The 14,462-nt window shown below is 26.1% G+C and carries 20 protein-coding genes, 1 tRNA gene and 2 rRNA genes; 21 read left to right on the top strand and 2 right to left on the bottom strand.

The annotated features are described in order from the left end of the window. Window positions 1–28: 28 nt before the first annotated feature. From rplN to rplQ, 17 genes are all read left to right on the top strand, one after another. The gene (rplN, locus tag RJT27_RS01685) at window positions 29–397 is read left to right on the top strand and encodes a 50S ribosomal protein L14 (protein ID WP_343189400.1); all 369 of its coding nucleotides are present in this window, start codon (window positions 29–31) and stop codon (window positions 395–397) included. A 12-nt stretch (window positions 398–409) separates the two neighbouring features. After that, the gene (rplX, locus tag RJT27_RS01680) at window positions 410–730 is read left to right on the top strand and encodes a 50S ribosomal protein L24 (RefSeq protein WP_343189399.1); all 321 of its coding nucleotides are present in this window, start codon (window positions 410–412) and stop codon (window positions 728–730) included. Continuing rightward, entirely contained in the window at window positions 730–1,269 is a 540-nt protein-coding gene (gene rplE, locus RJT27_RS01675) for a 50S ribosomal protein L5 (protein ID WP_343189398.1), read from the top strand. The genes rplX and rplE overlap by 1 nt, the downstream gene beginning before the upstream one ends. Window positions 1,270–1,295: 26 nt before the next feature. Further along, on the top strand, window positions 1,296–1,601 hold the full coding sequence (gene rpsN / locus RJT27_RS01670) for a 30S ribosomal protein S14 (protein ID WP_343189397.1): 306 nt from the start codon (window positions 1,296–1,298) through the stop codon (window positions 1,599–1,601). A 38-nt stretch (window positions 1,602–1,639) separates the two neighbouring features. Then, entirely contained in the window at window positions 1,640–2,035 is a 396-nt protein-coding gene (rpsH, locus tag RJT27_RS01665) for a 30S ribosomal protein S8 (protein WP_343189396.1), read from the top strand. Window positions 2,036–2,052: 17 nt separating this feature from the next. Continuing rightward, the gene (rplF, locus tag RJT27_RS01660) at window positions 2,053–2,589 is read left to right on the top strand and encodes a 50S ribosomal protein L6 (RefSeq protein WP_343189395.1); all 537 of its coding nucleotides are present in this window, start codon (window positions 2,053–2,055) and stop codon (window positions 2,587–2,589) included. 21 nt (window positions 2,590–2,610) lie between these two features. Beyond that, window positions 2,611–2,967 (top strand): 50S ribosomal protein L18, encoded by a 357-nt coding sequence (gene rplR / locus RJT27_RS01655; protein WP_343189394.1) that lies wholly within the window; start codon window positions 2,611–2,613, stop codon window positions 2,965–2,967. Window positions 2,968–2,978: 11 nt separating this feature from the next. Continuing rightward, window positions 2,979–3,485, top strand: coding sequence for a 30S ribosomal protein S5 (gene rpsE / locus RJT27_RS01650; RefSeq protein WP_343189393.1), 507 nt, complete (start codon window positions 2,979–2,981; stop codon window positions 3,483–3,485). Between the two features lie 3 nt (window positions 3,486–3,488). Continuing rightward, window positions 3,489–3,668 carry a 50S ribosomal protein L30 gene (gene rpmD / locus RJT27_RS01645; protein ID WP_343189392.1) on the top strand — a complete coding sequence of 60 codons (180 nt, stop codon included), beginning with the start codon at window positions 3,489–3,491 and terminating at the stop codon, window positions 3,666–3,668. 30 nt (window positions 3,669–3,698) lie between these two features. Beyond that, a complete protein-coding gene (gene rplO, locus RJT27_RS01640; protein WP_343189391.1) occupies window positions 3,699–4,154 on the top strand; it encodes a 50S ribosomal protein L15 in 456 nt (151 codons plus the stop codon). A gap of 6 nt (window positions 4,155–4,160) precedes the next feature. Next, the gene (secY, locus tag RJT27_RS01635) at window positions 4,161–5,504 is read left to right on the top strand and encodes a preprotein translocase subunit SecY (RefSeq protein WP_343189390.1); all 1,344 of its coding nucleotides are present in this window, start codon (window positions 4,161–4,163) and stop codon (window positions 5,502–5,504) included. Between the two features lie 30 nt (window positions 5,505–5,534). Then, window positions 5,535–5,651, top strand: coding sequence for a 50S ribosomal protein L36 (gene rpmJ / locus RJT27_RS01630; RefSeq protein WP_343189389.1), 117 nt, complete (start codon window positions 5,535–5,537; stop codon window positions 5,649–5,651). 56 nt (window positions 5,652–5,707) lie between these two features. Beyond that, window positions 5,708–6,061, top strand: coding sequence for a 30S ribosomal protein S13 (gene rpsM, locus RJT27_RS01625; RefSeq protein ID WP_343189388.1), 354 nt, complete (start codon window positions 5,708–5,710; stop codon window positions 6,059–6,061). Between the two features lie 16 nt (window positions 6,062–6,077). Further along, on the top strand, window positions 6,078–6,467 hold the full coding sequence (rpsK, locus tag RJT27_RS01620; protein WP_343189387.1) for a 30S ribosomal protein S11: 390 nt from the start codon (window positions 6,078–6,080) through the stop codon (window positions 6,465–6,467). A gap of 24 nt (window positions 6,468–6,491) precedes the next feature. Further along, on the top strand, window positions 6,492–7,112 hold the full coding sequence (gene rpsD, locus RJT27_RS01615; protein ID WP_343189386.1) for a 30S ribosomal protein S4: 621 nt from the start codon (window positions 6,492–6,494) through the stop codon (window positions 7,110–7,112). Between the two features lie 27 nt (window positions 7,113–7,139). Then, window positions 7,140–8,132 (top strand): DNA-directed RNA polymerase subunit alpha, encoded by a 993-nt coding sequence (locus tag RJT27_RS01610; protein ID WP_343189385.1) that lies wholly within the window; start codon window positions 7,140–7,142, stop codon window positions 8,130–8,132. Window positions 8,133–8,181: 49 nt separating this feature from the next. Beyond that, window positions 8,182–8,559 (top strand): 50S ribosomal protein L17, encoded by a 378-nt coding sequence (rplQ, locus tag RJT27_RS01605; RefSeq protein ID WP_343189384.1) that lies wholly within the window; start codon window positions 8,182–8,184, stop codon window positions 8,557–8,559. Between the two features lie 80 nt (window positions 8,560–8,639). Here the strand turns inward: rplQ and fmt are convergent, their stop codons facing one another. Beyond that, window positions 8,640–9,605 (bottom strand): methionyl-tRNA formyltransferase, encoded by a 966-nt coding sequence (gene fmt / locus RJT27_RS01600; protein ID WP_343189383.1) that lies wholly within the window; start codon window positions 9,603–9,605, stop codon window positions 8,640–8,642. Window positions 9,606–9,614: 9 nt separating this feature from the next. Then, window positions 9,615–10,058 (bottom strand): peptide deformylase, encoded by a 444-nt coding sequence (gene def, locus RJT27_RS01595; RefSeq protein ID WP_343189639.1) that lies wholly within the window; start codon window positions 10,056–10,058, stop codon window positions 9,615–9,617. 118 nt (window positions 10,059–10,176) lie between these two features. Here def and aroE point away from each other — a divergent pair, with 118 nt between their 5' ends. The 4 genes from aroE (at window position 10,177) to rrf (ending at window position 14,385) form a co-directional block, all read left to right on the top strand. Continuing rightward, the gene (gene aroE / locus RJT27_RS01590) at window positions 10,177–11,022 is read left to right on the top strand and encodes a shikimate dehydrogenase (protein ID WP_343189382.1); all 846 of its coding nucleotides are present in this window, start codon (window positions 10,177–10,179) and stop codon (window positions 11,020–11,022) included. A gap of 68 nt (window positions 11,023–11,090) precedes the next feature. Further along, a tRNA-Glu gene (locus RJT27_RS01585) sits at window positions 11,091–11,162 on the top strand. A 123-nt stretch (window positions 11,163–11,285) separates the two neighbouring features. Beyond that, window positions 11,286–14,205, top strand: a 23S ribosomal RNA gene (locus RJT27_RS01580). A gap of 64 nt (window positions 14,206–14,269) precedes the next feature. Continuing rightward, window positions 14,270–14,385: ribosomal RNA gene (gene rrf, locus RJT27_RS01575) — 5S ribosomal RNA — on the top strand. Window positions 14,386–14,462: the final 77 nt, after the last annotated feature.

Below are 14,462 nucleotides of genomic sequence, written 5' to 3'. Positions count from 1 at the left end.
AAATATAAATATTTTAAGTAGGAATTATATGATACAAGAACAAACTATATTAAATGTAGCAGATAATTCAGGAGCTAAAATTGTAATGTGTATTAAAGTTCTTGGAGGCTCTAAAAGACGTTATGCAGGAATTGGAAATATTATTAAAGTTGCTATAAAAGAAGCAATACCAAGAGGAAAGGTTAAAAAAGGGGAAGTTTTTAGAGCAATTGTTGTAAGAACAAAAAAAGGTATTCGTAGAATTGATGGTTCGTTAATACGTTTTGATAGTAATTCTTGTGTTATATTAAATAACACAGATCAACCTATTGGAACTAGGATTTTTGGTCCGGTTACAAGAGAATTAAGAATAGAAAAATTTATGAAAATAATCTCTTTGGCTCCAGAAGTTTTATAAGGATTATATATTATGTCTTTAAAATTAAATTATAATGATAAAGTTATTATTATTACTGGAAAATATAAAGGAAAAATAGGTTTTATTAGTAATATAGTTTCTTCAAAAAAAGTTATTGTAAAAGGTATTAATTTAGTTACTAAACATCAAAAACCAATTCCTTCACAAAATAAAATTGGTTCGATAATTAAAAAAGAAGCATGTATTGATATTTCTAATATAGCTATTTTTAATACTTTAACAAATAAAGCAGATAAAATTATTTATAAATTTAAAAAAGGTAAAAAAGTACGTTTTTTTAAATCTAACGGAAAAGAATTAGGAATGAATTAATGACTGTTTTATATCATTATTATAAAAATGTAATTATTAAGGATTTAATGTTAAAGTTTAATTATACTTCTATTATGCAAGTTCCTAAAATTGAAAAAATTACATTAAATATGGGTGTTGGTTTAGGTTGTACAAATAAAAAAATATTAGATTTTGCTATTTCAGATTTAACTTTAATATCTGGTCAAAAACCTATTATTACTAAAGCTCGTAAATCTATTGCTGGTTTTAAAATAAGAAAAGGTTATGCTATAGGATGTAAAGTAACTTTAAGAGGTTTAAAAAAATGGGATTTTTTATATAGATTAATTACTATTGCTATCCCTAGAATACGTGATTTTAGAGGTTTTTTTTTAAAATCTTTTGATGGTAAAGGAAATTTTAATATTGGAATTAAAGAACAAATTATTTTTCCAGAAATAAATTATGATAAAATAGATCAGTTAAGGGGAATGGATATTTCTATTACTACTAGCGCTAAATCTGATAAAGAAGGTTATGCTCTTTTATCTTCTTTGAATTTTCCTTTTCGTGTATAATATTTTATTTAAAGGATTTTAAAAAAATGGCAAAAGAATCTATAAAAGCTAGAGAATTAAAACGTGTATTTTTATATAATAAATTTTTATTACAACGTAAAAAATTAAAAAATATTATATCTAATGTTAATTATTCTGAATCTGAACGTTGGAATGCTATGTTAAAATTGCAAACTTTTCCTCGTGATTCTAGCCCTATTCGTCAAAGAAATAGATGTTTACAAACAGGTAGGCCTCATGCTTATTTAAGAAAATTTGGATTAAGTAGAATTAAGTTGCGTGAAGCAGCTATGCGAGGAGAAGTTCCTGGTTTAAAAAAGGCTAGTTGGTAATAGTAATTTAAAAATTTTAAATAAAGGAGTTATATTATATGAGTATGCAAGATTCTATATCAGATATGTTAACACGTATTAGAAATGCTCAGTTTTCAAATAAATATTCAGTTTTAATGCCTTCTTCTAAAATAAAAATTTCTATTAGTAATGTTTTAAAAAATGAAGGTTATATTAAAGATTTTTTAATTCAAAAAAATAATTTTAAACCTATTTTAAAAATTTATTTAAAGTATTATAAAGGTTTGCCTGTTATTGAGAATATAATTAGAGTTAGTAAACCAAGTTTAAGAATTTATAAAAGTTTTAAAAATTTAATGAAAGTTATGTCTGGTTTTGGAATTTCTATTATATCTACTTCAAAAGGTATTATGACAGATAAAATGGCTCGTAATATTGGTTTAGGTGGAGAAGTTCTTTGTAATGTATCTTAATAATATGGAGAAAAAANATGTCTCGTATTGCTAAATTACCTATTTTAGTTCCTTTGGAAGTAAAAATTACATTGAATAAAAATAAAATAAAAGTTAAAGGACCTAATGGTATTTTAATATATAATATTAATAAAAATGTTGAAATAAAATATATTAATAATGTATTAAAATTTAATGTAAAAAAAAAAAATATGTATGCTTGGTCTCAAGCAGGAACTTGTCGTTCTTTAATTAATTCTATGATTTTAGGAGTTACTGATGGTTTTTTTAAAAAACTTTATTTATTTGGTGTAGGTTATAGAGTTTTAGAAATAAAAAATAATATTATTAGTCTTTCTTTAGGATATTCGCATATTATAAAATATAAATTTCCTTTAGATATTATAATAAAAAATATTTCTCAAAATGAAATATTAATTGAAGGTATTGATAAGCAAAAAGTTGGTCAAATTGCTTCTGATATAAGATCTTATCGAGTACCAGAATCTTATAAAGGAAAAGGTATTAGGTATGAAAATGAATATATTCGTATTAAAGAAGCTAAAAAGAAATAAATTTATTGGGTAATAAATTTTATGTTAAATAAAAAAAAATGTCGTATTCGTAGAGCTTGTAAAGTTCGTTTAAATTTAAAAAAATCAAATAAAGTTCGTTTATTAGTTCATAGAACATCTCGTCATATTTATGCACAAATTATTTTACCTAAAAGTTTTTTTGTTTTAGTTTGTGCTTCTACTTTAGAAAAAAATATTATTAAAAATTTAAAATATACTGGCAATAAAGAGGCTGCTATTTTAATTGGAAAAATTATTGCTATTAGATCTCTTGAAAAAGGAATTAAAGAAGTTTCTTTTGATCGTTCTGGGTTTAAATATCATGGTAGAATTAAGGTTTTAGCTGAATCTGCTAGAAAACATGGATTACATTTTTAAGGTAAATGGGNATGAATAATTTTGATAAAAAAAATATTAATGAACTAAATGAAAAATTAATAACAGTTAATAGAGTATCAAAAACAGTTAAAGGTGGTAGGATTTTTTCTTTTACTGCTTTAACTGTAGTTGGAAATGGAAAAGGTTCGGTAGGTTTTGGTTATGGTAAAGCTAGAGAAGTTCCATCAGCTATTCAGAAAGCTATGGAGAAAGCTAGAAAAAATATGATTCAAGTTAATTTAAATAAAAAAACTATACAGTATTCTATTTATAGTTCTCATACTGGTTCTAATGTTTTTATGAAACCAGCTTCTGAGGGAACTGGAATTATTGCTGGTGGAGCAATGAGAGCTGTATTAGAGGTAGCTGGAATAAAAGATATATTAGCAAAAACTTATGGTTCAACAAATCCTATTAATGTTGTTCGTGCTACTATTAAAGGATTAAGAAATATGAAATCTCCGGAATTTATTGCTGAAAAAAGAAATAAAAATTTAGAAGATATTTTAGGTGAATAATATATGAATGATTTTATTTCTATTACACAAATAAAAAGTAAGATAGGAATTATTAAAAAACATAAATTAATATTATTAGGTTTAGGGTTGCGTTATATTGGTCATACTGTTTTTAGAAAAAATACTAAATCTTTACAAGGAATGATAAATAAAGTTATTTATATGTTAAAAATAAATAATTAATAAAAANTATAAATTTGGAAAATATAAATTATGTACCTTAATACTATTTCTTCGATAAATAAATTATGTAAAAGTAAAAAAAGATTAGGAAGAGGAATAGGATCAGGTTTTGGTAAAACTTCTGGAAGGGGTCATAAAGGTCAAAAATCTAGATCTGGTGGAAAAGTTCGTTTAGGATTTGAAGGAGGTCAAACTCCTTTATATAGAAGATTGCCTAAATTTGGTTTTGTTTCTAGAAAAAAAATATTTAATGATGAAGTTCGTTTATCTGAAATAGAATCTTTATATAAATCTGGAAAAATTAATGATAAAATAATTAATTTATATATTTTAAAAAAATTTAATATTGTAAAAAAAAATATAAAATATGTAAAAATTATTTCTTCAGGAAGAATTTTTTTTCCTGTTATTGTAGAAGGTTTAAAAGTTACTAAAGGAGTTTTTTCTAAAATTAAAATTTTAGGTGGAATTGTTAAGGAATCTTAATTAGTTATGTTTAAATGTTTAGGGTTAAATTTAAGTAAAAATAGTTTTTATGAATTAAAGAATCGTTTGTTTTTTTTATTAATTTCTGTTATTGTTTTTAGATTAGGTTGTTTTATTCCTATACCTGGAATAAATACTTCGGTATTATCACAAATTTTTGTTAAAAAACATGGAACGATTATTGATATGTTTAATATTTTTTCTGGAGGTTCTTTAAGCAGAGCTTCTATTTTTACTTTAGGTGTTATGCCATATATTTCTGCTTCTATTATTATACAGTTGTTAACATTAGTTGTTCCTTTTTTAAAGGAAATTAAAAAAAATGGAGAAAGTGGAAATTTAAAAATCAATGAATATATTAGATATACTACAGTTTTTTTTGCTTTTTTTCAAGCTATAGGAATTTCTTTTGGTTTGCCTAATATTTTAGGAATATATCATTTAGTAATAAATCCAAATATTTTTTTTTATCTTATATCTATAATAACTTTAGTTACTGGAACAGTATTTTTGATGTGGTTAGGTGAATTAATTACTGAAAAAGGTATTGGAAATGGTATTTCAATATTTATTTTTATAGGGATTATTTCTGAAATTCCATATCATTTTTTAAATATTATTTTTCAGATAAAACAAGGAAATTTTTCATTTTATTTATTTTTAATGTTATTTTTTTTGTTATTTTTTTTACTTTATGTTATAGTTTTTATAGAATGTAGTCAAAGAAAAATAAAAGTTTTTTATTCTAGAAGACAGTATACACAACGTTCTTATAAAGAAAAAAATTCTTATTTACCATTAAAAATAAATATTTCTGGAGTTATACCATCTATTTTTTCTTCAAGTATAATAATTTTTCCAACAACAATTTGTTCTTGGTTAAATGCTGATAATTTTTTAGTTTATTATTATAATATTATTAAAAATTTTTTTTTATATTTTCATATTAATACATTAATATATATTATAATATATTCTTGTTTAATTATTTTTTTTTGTTTTTTTTATAGTTTATTAATATTTAATCCTAAAGAAGTATCTAAGAATTTAAAAAAATCTGGAGTTTTTATTTTTGGTATTAGGCCTGGTTTTAAAACAGAAAATTATATTAAAAAAATTATGTTTCGAGTTACTTTTATAGGATCTTTTTATATTATTTTAATATGTTTAATTCCAGATATTATAAAAGATTTTTTTTATATTCCTTTTTATTTTGGAGGAACTTCTTTTTTAATTGTTACAGTGGTTATTATAGATTTTATTTCTCAAATACAAACATTAATGTTATCAAGTCAATATAAAAATGTTTTAAAAAAGTCAAATTTAAATTTTAATAAAAAATATTATTAATATAATATTTTTATTTTTTATAGGTATTATATGAAAGTTAGAGCTTCTGTAAAAAAATTATGTCGTCATTGTAAAATTTTCCGTAGAAATAATATAATACGTGTGTTTTGTTCTAATGACCCAAAACACAAACAAAGACAAGGTTAAATATTATATATTATATTTATATTTATATTTTTTTTATTAATTAGGAGTTATATTTTGTGCGTATTGCAGGTATTAATGTTCCTGAAAATAAACATACTGTTATTGCATTAACTTCCATTTATGGAATTGGTAAAAGTAGAGCAAAAATGATTTGTTTTAGTATTGGTGTTAAATTAAATGTTAAAATATCGGAGTTATCTGATAAAAAAATAGATAAAATAAGAGAAAAAATTTCTAAATTTGTTATTGAAGGAGATTTAAGAAGAGAAGTTACATTAAATATTAAAAGATTGATGGATTTAGGTTGTTACAAAGGATTTCGTCATAGAAAAAATTTACCGGTAAATGGTCAAAGAACAAAAACAAATGCTCGAACTCGAAAAGGTTCTAGAAAAATAATTAAAAAATAATTAGGTTATTTAAATAATGATAAAAAAAAATATTAAAATTAAAAAACGTATTAAAAAAAAAATATTAGATGGAATAGTTCATATTCATGCTTCTTTTAATAATACTATTGTAACAATTACTGATCGACAAGGTAATACTTTAGGTTGGGCTACTTCTGGAGGATCTGGTTTTAGAGGTTCTAGAAAATCCACACCTTTTGCAGCACAAGTTGCTGCAGAACGATGTACGGAATTAGTAAAAGATTATGGAATTAAAAATTTAGAAGTAATGGTAAAAGGTCCAGGTCCTGGAAGGGAATCTACTATAAGAGCTTTAAATAATTTAGGTTTTCGTATTACTAATATTACAGATGTTACCCCTATACCTCATAATGGGTGTAGACCTCCTAAAAAAAGAAGGGTGTAAAATTTTATAAGGAAAAATTTTTTNATGGCAAGATATTTAGGGCCAAAATTAAAATTAAGTCGTAGAGAAGGAACAGATTTATTTTTAAAATCTGGTTTAAGAGGAATGGATTCTAAATGTAAAATTGATCATCCTCCTGGTCAACATGGTTTTAAAAAACCAAGATTATCTGAATATGGAATACAATTAAGAGAAAAACAAAAAGTTAGAAGGTTGTATGGTATTTTAGAACGTCAATTTCATAATTATTATAAAAAAGCAGTAAAATTAAAAGGGAATACAGGAGAAAATTTATTAATTTTATTAGAAAATCGTTTAGATAATATTGTTTATCGTATAGGTTTTGGTTCTACTAGAGCTGAATCTAGACAATTGGTAAATCATAAATCTATAATGGTAAATAATAAAATTATTAATATTCCTTCTTATCAAGTATTAATTAATGATGTTATTTCAATTAAAGAAAAAGCAAAGAATCAGTTACGTATTAAAGCAGCTTTATCTTTATCAGAACAAAGAGAACAACCAGTTTGGTTAGAAGTTGACAAAATAAAAATGTTTGGTATTTTAAAAAAAAATCCTGATCGTTCTGATTTACCAGCAGAGATTAATGAACATTTAATTGTAGAATTATATTCTAAATAAAATTTATAAAGTTATAAGAGGGTATATATGCATGGTTTTATTTCTGATTTTTTAAAACCTCAAATAGTTGATATAAAACATGTAAGTAAAACACATTCTAAGATTATTTTGGAACCATTAGAAAGAGGTTTTGGTCATACTTTGGGAAATGCGTTAAGAAGAATTTTGTTATCTTCAATTTCTGGTTGTGCTGTTACTGAAGTTGAAATAGATGGAGTTGTTCATGAATATAGCAGTAAAGAAGGTGTAAAGGAAGATATTTTAGAAATTTTATTAAATTTAAAAGGTTTGGCGATTAAATTACATAAAAAAGATGAAGGTTTTATGACTTTAAAAAAAACAGGTATTGGAATTGTTTTAGCTTCTGATATTATACATGATTCTAGTATAGAAATTATTAATTTAGATCATTTGATATGTAATTTAACATATGAGTATGCATCTATAAGTATGAAAATAAAAGTACAAAAAGGTATAGGTTATGCTTCTTCTTTGACAAGAAGAAATAAAATTTTAGATTCTGAAAAATCTTTAATAGGAAAATTGTTTCTTGATGCTTGTTATAGTCCTATTGATAGAATTTCTTATTCTGTAGAACCTGCTCGTATTGAAAAAAGAACTGATTTAGATAAATTAATTATTGAAATGGAAACTAATGGAGCGATTGATCCAGAAGAAGCAATAAGAACAGCTGCTACAATTTTATCTGAACAATTAGAAGCTTTTATATATTTTAAAGATTTAGAACAACCAGAAATAAAAGAATTAAAACCTGAATTTGAACCTATTTTATTAAGACCGGTTGATGATTTAGAGTTAACTGTTCGTTCTGCTAATTGTTTAAAAGCAGAAGCTGTTCATTATATTGGAGATTTAGTTCAAAAAACAGAAGTAGAATTATTAAAAACTCCTAATTTAGGAAAAAAATCTTTAACAGAAATAAAAGATGTTTTATCTTCTAGAAATTTATCATTAGGTATGAAATTAGAAAATTGGCCTCCAAATAGTATTGTTGAATAAAATATGATTATTTTTTTTTATAATTTATAAAAATTATAGGGTTGATATTATGAGACATAGAAAAAGCGGTCGTAAATTAAATAAAAAAAGCGATCATTTAAAGATAATGTTTAGAAATATGGTTTGTTCTTTATTACGTTATGAAATAATAAAAACAACTTTAGCTAAAGCTAAAGAATTAAGAAAAATTGTAGAACCTTTAATTACTATTGCTAAAAAAGATTCTATATATCATAGAAGAATTGTTTTTTCTAATGTTCGTAATAATTTTATTGTTTCTAAGTTATTTAATGATTATGGTCCTTATTTTTTTAAAAGACCTGGTGGTTATACACATATATTTAAATGTGGTTATAGAAAAGGTGATAATGCTCCTATTGCTTATATAAAGTTTGTTGGTAGATTATATAGTAATGTTAAAAAATAATTTTATTAATAATATTTTTTATAAACGGGAGGGTTATTTCCCGTTTATTATATTTTTTTTAAAAAAATAAATAAAATTTATTATAAAATATCTTTTTTTTTAATCCATTTATGATTTGCGTTATAAAATTCTTTTGCGTTTATTTTTTTTGATCCAGATATTTGTAATTTTTTAATTTTTAATATTTTTTTTTTAGTTTGTATTTTAATTCCATTTTTTGTAATTGATAATATAGTTCCTGGTTTATTTTTATTTTTTTTTTTATCTTGTAATGTTTTAGCTTTCCAAATTTTTATGGTTTTTTTTTTAATATTAAAATAAACACTTGGCCATGGGTTAAAAGCTTTTATCATTCTTTCTATAGTTTTACTTTTTTTTTTTTTCCAGTTTATTTTTCCATGTTTTTTTTTTATTTTTTTTGCGTAAAAAATTTTTTTTGTTTTTTGTTTTTTTGTTTTTATTTTTTTTGATTTTTTTATTTTTTTTAAAATATATATTAATGCTTTTATTCCTATTTGATTTAGTTTTTTATTTAATGTTATGTTTGTATCTTTTTTTTTTATTTTGTAGTTAAATGAGCATATTATATTCCCTTGATCAATATATTTATTCATTTTTATAATAGTTATTCCTGTTTTTTTATCTCCTTTTAGTAATGCCCATTGTATAGGGCAAGCTCCTTGCCATCTAGGAAGTAATGATGGATGTATATTAATACATCCTAATGGAAATAATTTTAATATTTTTTTTGGAATAATAAATCCGTAAGCAATTACTATCATAAGATTTGCTTTAAAAGATTTTATTTTATTTATTGTTTTTTTTTTATTTAAATTTTTAGGTTGGTATATTTTTATTTTGTTTTTTTTTGCTATTTTTTTTACTGGTGAAATTTTTATTTTCATTTTTCTGTTTTTTTTTGTATCTGGTTTTGTTAAAACTGCTATTATTTTATATTTTTTTTTACATAATTTTTTTAAATGTTTTGAAGAAAATTTAGGAGTTCCAGCAAATAATATTTTTATTTTTTTTTTTTTTATTTTCATTTTTTTATTTTATATGTAATCTATAAATAATTTTCCTATAAGGTGATCTATTTCATGTTGTATACAAATTGATAATATTGATTTTGCTTGAAATATATATTTTTTACCAAAATAATTTAATGTAGAAACTTTTATTATTTTTGATCTTGTAATTATTCCTTTTTTATTAGGAATTGATAAACATCTTTCTTCAAATTTTATTTTTCCTTTTTTTTTTATTATTTTAGGATTAATTAATACCATCGGTGTATTTATATTTAATAATTTTTCTATTACTATAATTTGCAAATGGATATTAATTTGTGTTGCAGCTAAACCTATTCCATTTTTTTTTTTCATTATTTTAAACATTTTATTTATTATTTTTTGTATATTATAATTTATTTTTTTTACTGGTTTTGCTTTAATTCTTAATCTTTTATCTGGATATTTTAAAATTTTTAACATTTTTATTTTATAGATATATTTAATTTTTTATTATTATTTTTTATATAATTTATAATTTAATATTATTTATTTATTTTAAATTATTATTTTTTATTTAAAATTTAATATTTTATGGTATTTTATTATGAAAATTAATAAATGTATAGAAGGTTCTTTTGGTTTATTTGGAAATCCTATTAAGCATTCTAAATCACCATTAATTCATAATTTTTTTTCTAAAATTATGAATATTAATTATATTTATAAATCTTATTGTGTTTCTAAAAATGATTTTTATAATATTTTAAATAATTTTTTTTTAAATAATGGTTTAGGAGCAAATATTACTTCTCCTTTTAAAGAATTAGCTTATGATTTTTCTGATATTTTAAGTAAAGAAGCTAAAATTTCTGGTTCTGTAAATACTTTATTAAAATTACGTAATGGTATGATTTTCGGTGATAATACAGATGGTTTAGGTTTATTGTATGATTTAAATAGATTAAAATATATAAAAAAAAATAAAAAAGTATTAATTATTGGTGCTGGTGGAGCAGTAAAAGGTATTTTATTATCTTTGTTTTCTTTAAATTGTTCTGTTTATATTTTAAATAGAACTGATTTAAGGGTATTAAAATTAATTAAAAAATTTAAATTTTTTGGAAAGATAAGAAATTTTAATTCTAAAAAATATTTTAAAAAAAAATTTGATTTAATAATTCATGCTACTTCTTTAGGTTATTATGGAAAGTTTCCATTAATTAAAAATTTTTTAGTAAATAAACATGTTCCTTGTTATGATTTATTTTATAGTAATTCTATTACTCCTTTTTTATCTTGGTATAAAAAAAATGGTGGAAATTTAATTTCTGATGGATTTGGAATGTTAATTTCTCAAGCTGCATATTCTTTTAAATTATGGCATGGTGTTTTACCTAATATTGATTTTGTTATAGATTTTTTTAAAAAAAAAAAAATAATAAAAACTTGACTCTTTTATTTTCTTCTGTGAAAATATAATTTGTTTTATTTTTGTTTTTTTTTATATATAAAATAATTGTCCCCTTCGTCTAGAGGTTAGGACATTGCCCTTTCACGGCAACAACAGGGGTTCAAATCCCCTAGGGGACAAAAATTTAAATTTTTTAGTATACTAAATTAAAATAATGTGTTAGAATGTTTTAGTTTATTAAATATTTTTTGTTTGTTCTTTTAAAATTTATAATCAGGTAAATAAACACCTGTGGGTTGTAAGGTTAAGTAATTAAGCGTATATGGTGGATGCCTAGGCAATCAGAGGCGATGAAGGACGTGCTAATCTGCGAAAATTATCGGTTAGTTGATATGAAACATTTGAGCCGGTGGTATCCGAATGGGGAAACCCAATATATATTTTATATATTATTATTATTTGAATTCATAGAATAATAAAGCAAACCAAGGGAACTGAAACATCTAAGTACCTTGAGGAAAAGAAATCAAATGAGATTCCCTAAGTAGTGGCGAGCGAAAAGGGAAAAGCCTAGAATTATAATCAAAAATAATTTTAATAGAATGATTTGGAAAAATCTGCAATAAAGAGTGATAGCCTCGTATATGAAAATTTTATTTTTGTGAATTCGATAAGTAGGGCGAGACACGAGAAATCTTGTCTGAATAAAGGGGGACCATCCTCTAAGGCTAAATACTCCTGATTGACCGATAGTGAACTAGTACCGTAAGGGAAAGGTGAAAAGAACCCCGGTTAGGGGAGTGAAATAGATCCTGAAACCGTATACGTACAAGCAGTAGGAGCTTTTTTTTTATAAAAGTGACTGCGTACCTTTTGTATAATGGGTCAGCGACTTGTATTTTATAGCAAGGTTAACTTTTTTATGAGGAAGCCATAGGGAAACCGAGTCCTAAATGGGCGTTTAGTTGTAAAATACAGACCCGAAACCCGGTGATCTAGCTATGAGCAGGTTGAAAGTTTGGTAAAACTAACTGGAGGACCGAACCGACTAATGTTGAAAAATTAGCGGATGACTTGTGGCTAGGGGTGAAAGGCCAATCAAACCGGGATATAGCTGGTTCTCCCCGAAAGCTATTTAGGTAGCGCCTCATGTATTCATCTTCGGGGGTAGAGCACTGTTTCGACTAGGGGGCCATCCCGGCCTACCAACTCGATGCAAACTCCGAATACCGTAGAATGTTATCATGGGAGACACACAGCGGGTGCTAACGTCCGTTGTGGAAAGGGAAACAACCCAGATCGCCAGCTAAGGTCCCTAAATTATAATTAAGTGGGAAACGATGTGGAAAGGCTAAAACAGCCAGGATGTTGGCTTAGAAGCAGCCATCATTTAAAGAAAGCGTAATAGCTCACTGGTCGAGTTTTTCTGCGCGGAAGATTTAACGGGGCTAAATTATATACCGAAGCTGCGGCAATAAATTTTTTTTTTATTGGGTAGGGGAGCGTTCTGTAAGCTGTGGAAGGTGTATTGTAAAATACATTGGAGGTATCAGAAGTGCGAATGCTGACATGAGTAACGATAAAGCAGGTAAAAAACCTGCTCGCCGAAAAACTAAGGTTTCCTGTCCAACGGTAATCGGGGCAGGGTAAGCCGATACCTAAGGTGAGGCCGATAGGCGTAATCGATGGATAACAAGTTAATATTCTTGTGCTTAATATTATTGCGATGGGGGGACGAAGTAGGTTAGATTATCCAAGTGACGGTTATCTTGGTTTAAACGTGTAGGTTTGATAAGTAGGCAAATCCGCTTATCTTAAAGCTAAGGCGTGAGTACGAACTATTAATTTAGTGAAGTAATTAATACCACACTTCCAAGAAAATCCTCTAAGCATAAATAATATTAAATCGTACCATAAACCGACACAGGTAGTTAAGTAGAGAATACTAAGGCGCTTGAGAGAACTCGGGTGAAGGAACTAGGCAAAATGGTGCCGTAACTTCGGGAGAAGGCACGCTGATATAATAGTAACAAAAATTACTTTTGAAGCTTAAATCAGTCGAAGATACCAGCTGGCTGCAACTGTTTATTAAAAACATAGCACTGTGCAAACATGAAAATGGAAGTATACGGTGTGACGCCTGCCCGGTGCCGGAAGGTTAATCGAAAAAGTTAAGGGAAACCTAAAGCTTTGGACTGAAGCCCCGGTAAACGGCGGCCGTAACTATAACGGTCCTAAGGTAGCGAAATTCCTTGTCGGGTAAGTTCCGACCTGCACGAATGGCGTAATGATGGCTAGGCTGTCTCCACCCGAGACTCAGTGAAATTGAAATTGCTGTGAAGATGCAGTATTCCCGCGACAAGACGGAAAGACCCCGTGAACCTTTACTATATCTTGACATTGAATATTGAAGTTTAATGTGTAGAATAGGTGGGAGATTAAGAATTTTTAATGTAAGTTAAAAAGGAGTCAATAGTGAAATACCACTCTTTAAATTTTGATATTCTAATCTTATGCCGTTATCCGGTATAGAAACAGTGTCTGGTGGGTAGTTTGACTGGGGCGGTCTCCTCCTAAAGAGTAACGGAGGAGTACAAAGATTGGCTAATTACGGTTGGAAATCGTAAGGTTAGTGTAAAGGCATAAGCCAATTTAACTGCGAGCTTGATAATGCAAGCAGATGCGAAAGCAGGTCTTAGTGATCCGGTGGTTCTGCATGGAAGGGCCATCGCTCAACAGATAAAAGGTACTCCGGGGATAACAGGCTGATACCGCCCAAGAGTTCATATCGACGGCGGTGTTTGGCACCTCGATGTCGGCTCATCACATCCTGGGGCTGAAGCAGGTCCCAAGGGTATGGCTGTTCGCCATTTAAAGTGGTACGCGAGCTGGGTTTAGAACGTCGTGAGACAGTTCGGTCCCTATCTGTCGTGGGCGCAGGAAAATTGAAGGGGGCTATTTCTAGTACGAGAGGACCGAAGTGGACGCATCACTGGTGTTCGGGTTGTCATGCCAATGGCATTGCCCGGTAGCTAAATGCGGAAAAGATAAGTGCTGAAAGCATATAAGCACGAAACTTGCCCTGAGATTAGTTTTCCCTGAAATCTTATTAAATAAGATTTACTGAAGGGACGTTGAAGACTACAACGTTGATAGGCTGGGTGTGTAATCATAGTAATATGTTTAGCTAACCAGTACTAATGACCCGAGAGACTTAACCTTACAACGCCACAGTTGTTTATTTTATTTGATTTAAATTTTTTTTTATAGTAAAATTTTATAAATTCCTGGTTAAAATAGTTTTTTGGTACCACCTGATCCCTTTCCGAACTCAGAAGTGAAACATTATAACGCCAATTGTAGTACAAGGTCTCCTTGTGTGAGAGTAGGTAATTTCCAGGAATTATTTAATATAATTTGTATTATTTTTTTAAAAACTTTATTTTTAAATTATATTGTTAAATATTATTAATTTTTTT

The sequence above is a fragment of the Buchnera aphidicola (Greenidea ficicola) genome (genome assembly GCF_039386055.1).
Taxonomy (GTDB): Bacteria; Pseudomonadota; Gammaproteobacteria; order Enterobacterales; family Enterobacteriaceae; genus Buchnera_K; species Buchnera_K aphidicola_A.
Note: the sequence above shows the minus strand (reverse complement) of the source record. Positions and strands in the feature narration are given on the sequence as shown.

Bases quoted from the DNA above. Each gene is read 5' to 3' on its own strand.
- rpsH (WP_343189396.1), top strand. From the start codon at position 1,640: ATGAGTATGCAAGATTCTATATCAGATATGTTAACACGTATTAGAAAT.
- fmt (WP_343189383.1), bottom strand. From the start codon at position 9,605: ATGAAAATAAAAAAAAAAAAAATAAAAATATTATTTGCTGGAACTCCT.
- rpsD (WP_343189386.1), top strand. From the start codon at position 6,492: ATGGCAAGATATTTAGGGCCAAAATTAAAATTAAGTCGTAGAGAAGGA.
- rplE (WP_343189398.1), top strand. From the start codon at position 730: ATGACTGTTTTATATCATTATTATAAAAATGTAATTATTAAGGATTTA.
- aroE (WP_343189382.1), top strand. From the start codon at position 10,177: ATGAAAATTAATAAATGTATAGAAGGTTCTTTTGGTTTATTTGGAAAT.
- rpmD (WP_343189392.1), top strand. From the start codon at position 3,489: ATGAATGATTTTATTTCTATTACACAAATAAAAAGTAAGATAGGAATT.
- secY (WP_343189390.1), top strand. From the start codon at position 4,161: ATGTTTAAATGTTTAGGGTTAAATTTAAGTAAAAATAGTTTTTATGAA.
- rplX (WP_343189399.1), top strand. From the start codon at position 410: ATGTCTTTAAAATTAAATTATAATGATAAAGTTATTATTATTACTGGA.
- rpsE (WP_343189393.1), top strand. From the start codon at position 2,979: ATGAATAATTTTGATAAAAAAAATATTAATGAACTAAATGAAAAATTA.
- rpsK (WP_343189387.1), top strand. From the start codon at position 6,078: ATGATAAAAAAAAATATTAAAATTAAAAAACGTATTAAAAAAAAAATA.
- rplQ (WP_343189384.1), top strand. From the start codon at position 8,182: ATGAGACATAGAAAAAGCGGTCGTAAATTAAATAAAAAAAGCGATCAT.
- RJT27_RS01610 (WP_343189385.1), top strand. From the start codon at position 7,140: ATGCATGGTTTTATTTCTGATTTTTTAAAACCTCAAATAGTTGATATA.
- rplF (WP_343189395.1), top strand. From the start codon at position 2,053: ATGTCTCGTATTGCTAAATTACCTATTTTAGTTCCTTTGGAAGTAAAA.
- rpsN (WP_343189397.1), top strand. From the start codon at position 1,296: ATGGCAAAAGAATCTATAAAAGCTAGAGAATTAAAACGTGTATTTTTA.
- rpmJ (WP_343189389.1), top strand. From the start codon at position 5,535: ATGAAAGTTAGAGCTTCTGTAAAAAAATTATGTCGTCATTGTAAAATT.
- rplN (WP_343189400.1), top strand. From the start codon at position 29: ATGATACAAGAACAAACTATATTAAATGTAGCAGATAATTCAGGAGCT.
- rplR (WP_343189394.1), top strand. From the start codon at position 2,611: ATGTTAAATAAAAAAAAATGTCGTATTCGTAGAGCTTGTAAAGTTCGT.
- rplO (WP_343189391.1), top strand. From the start codon at position 3,699: ATGTACCTTAATACTATTTCTTCGATAAATAAATTATGTAAAAGTAAA.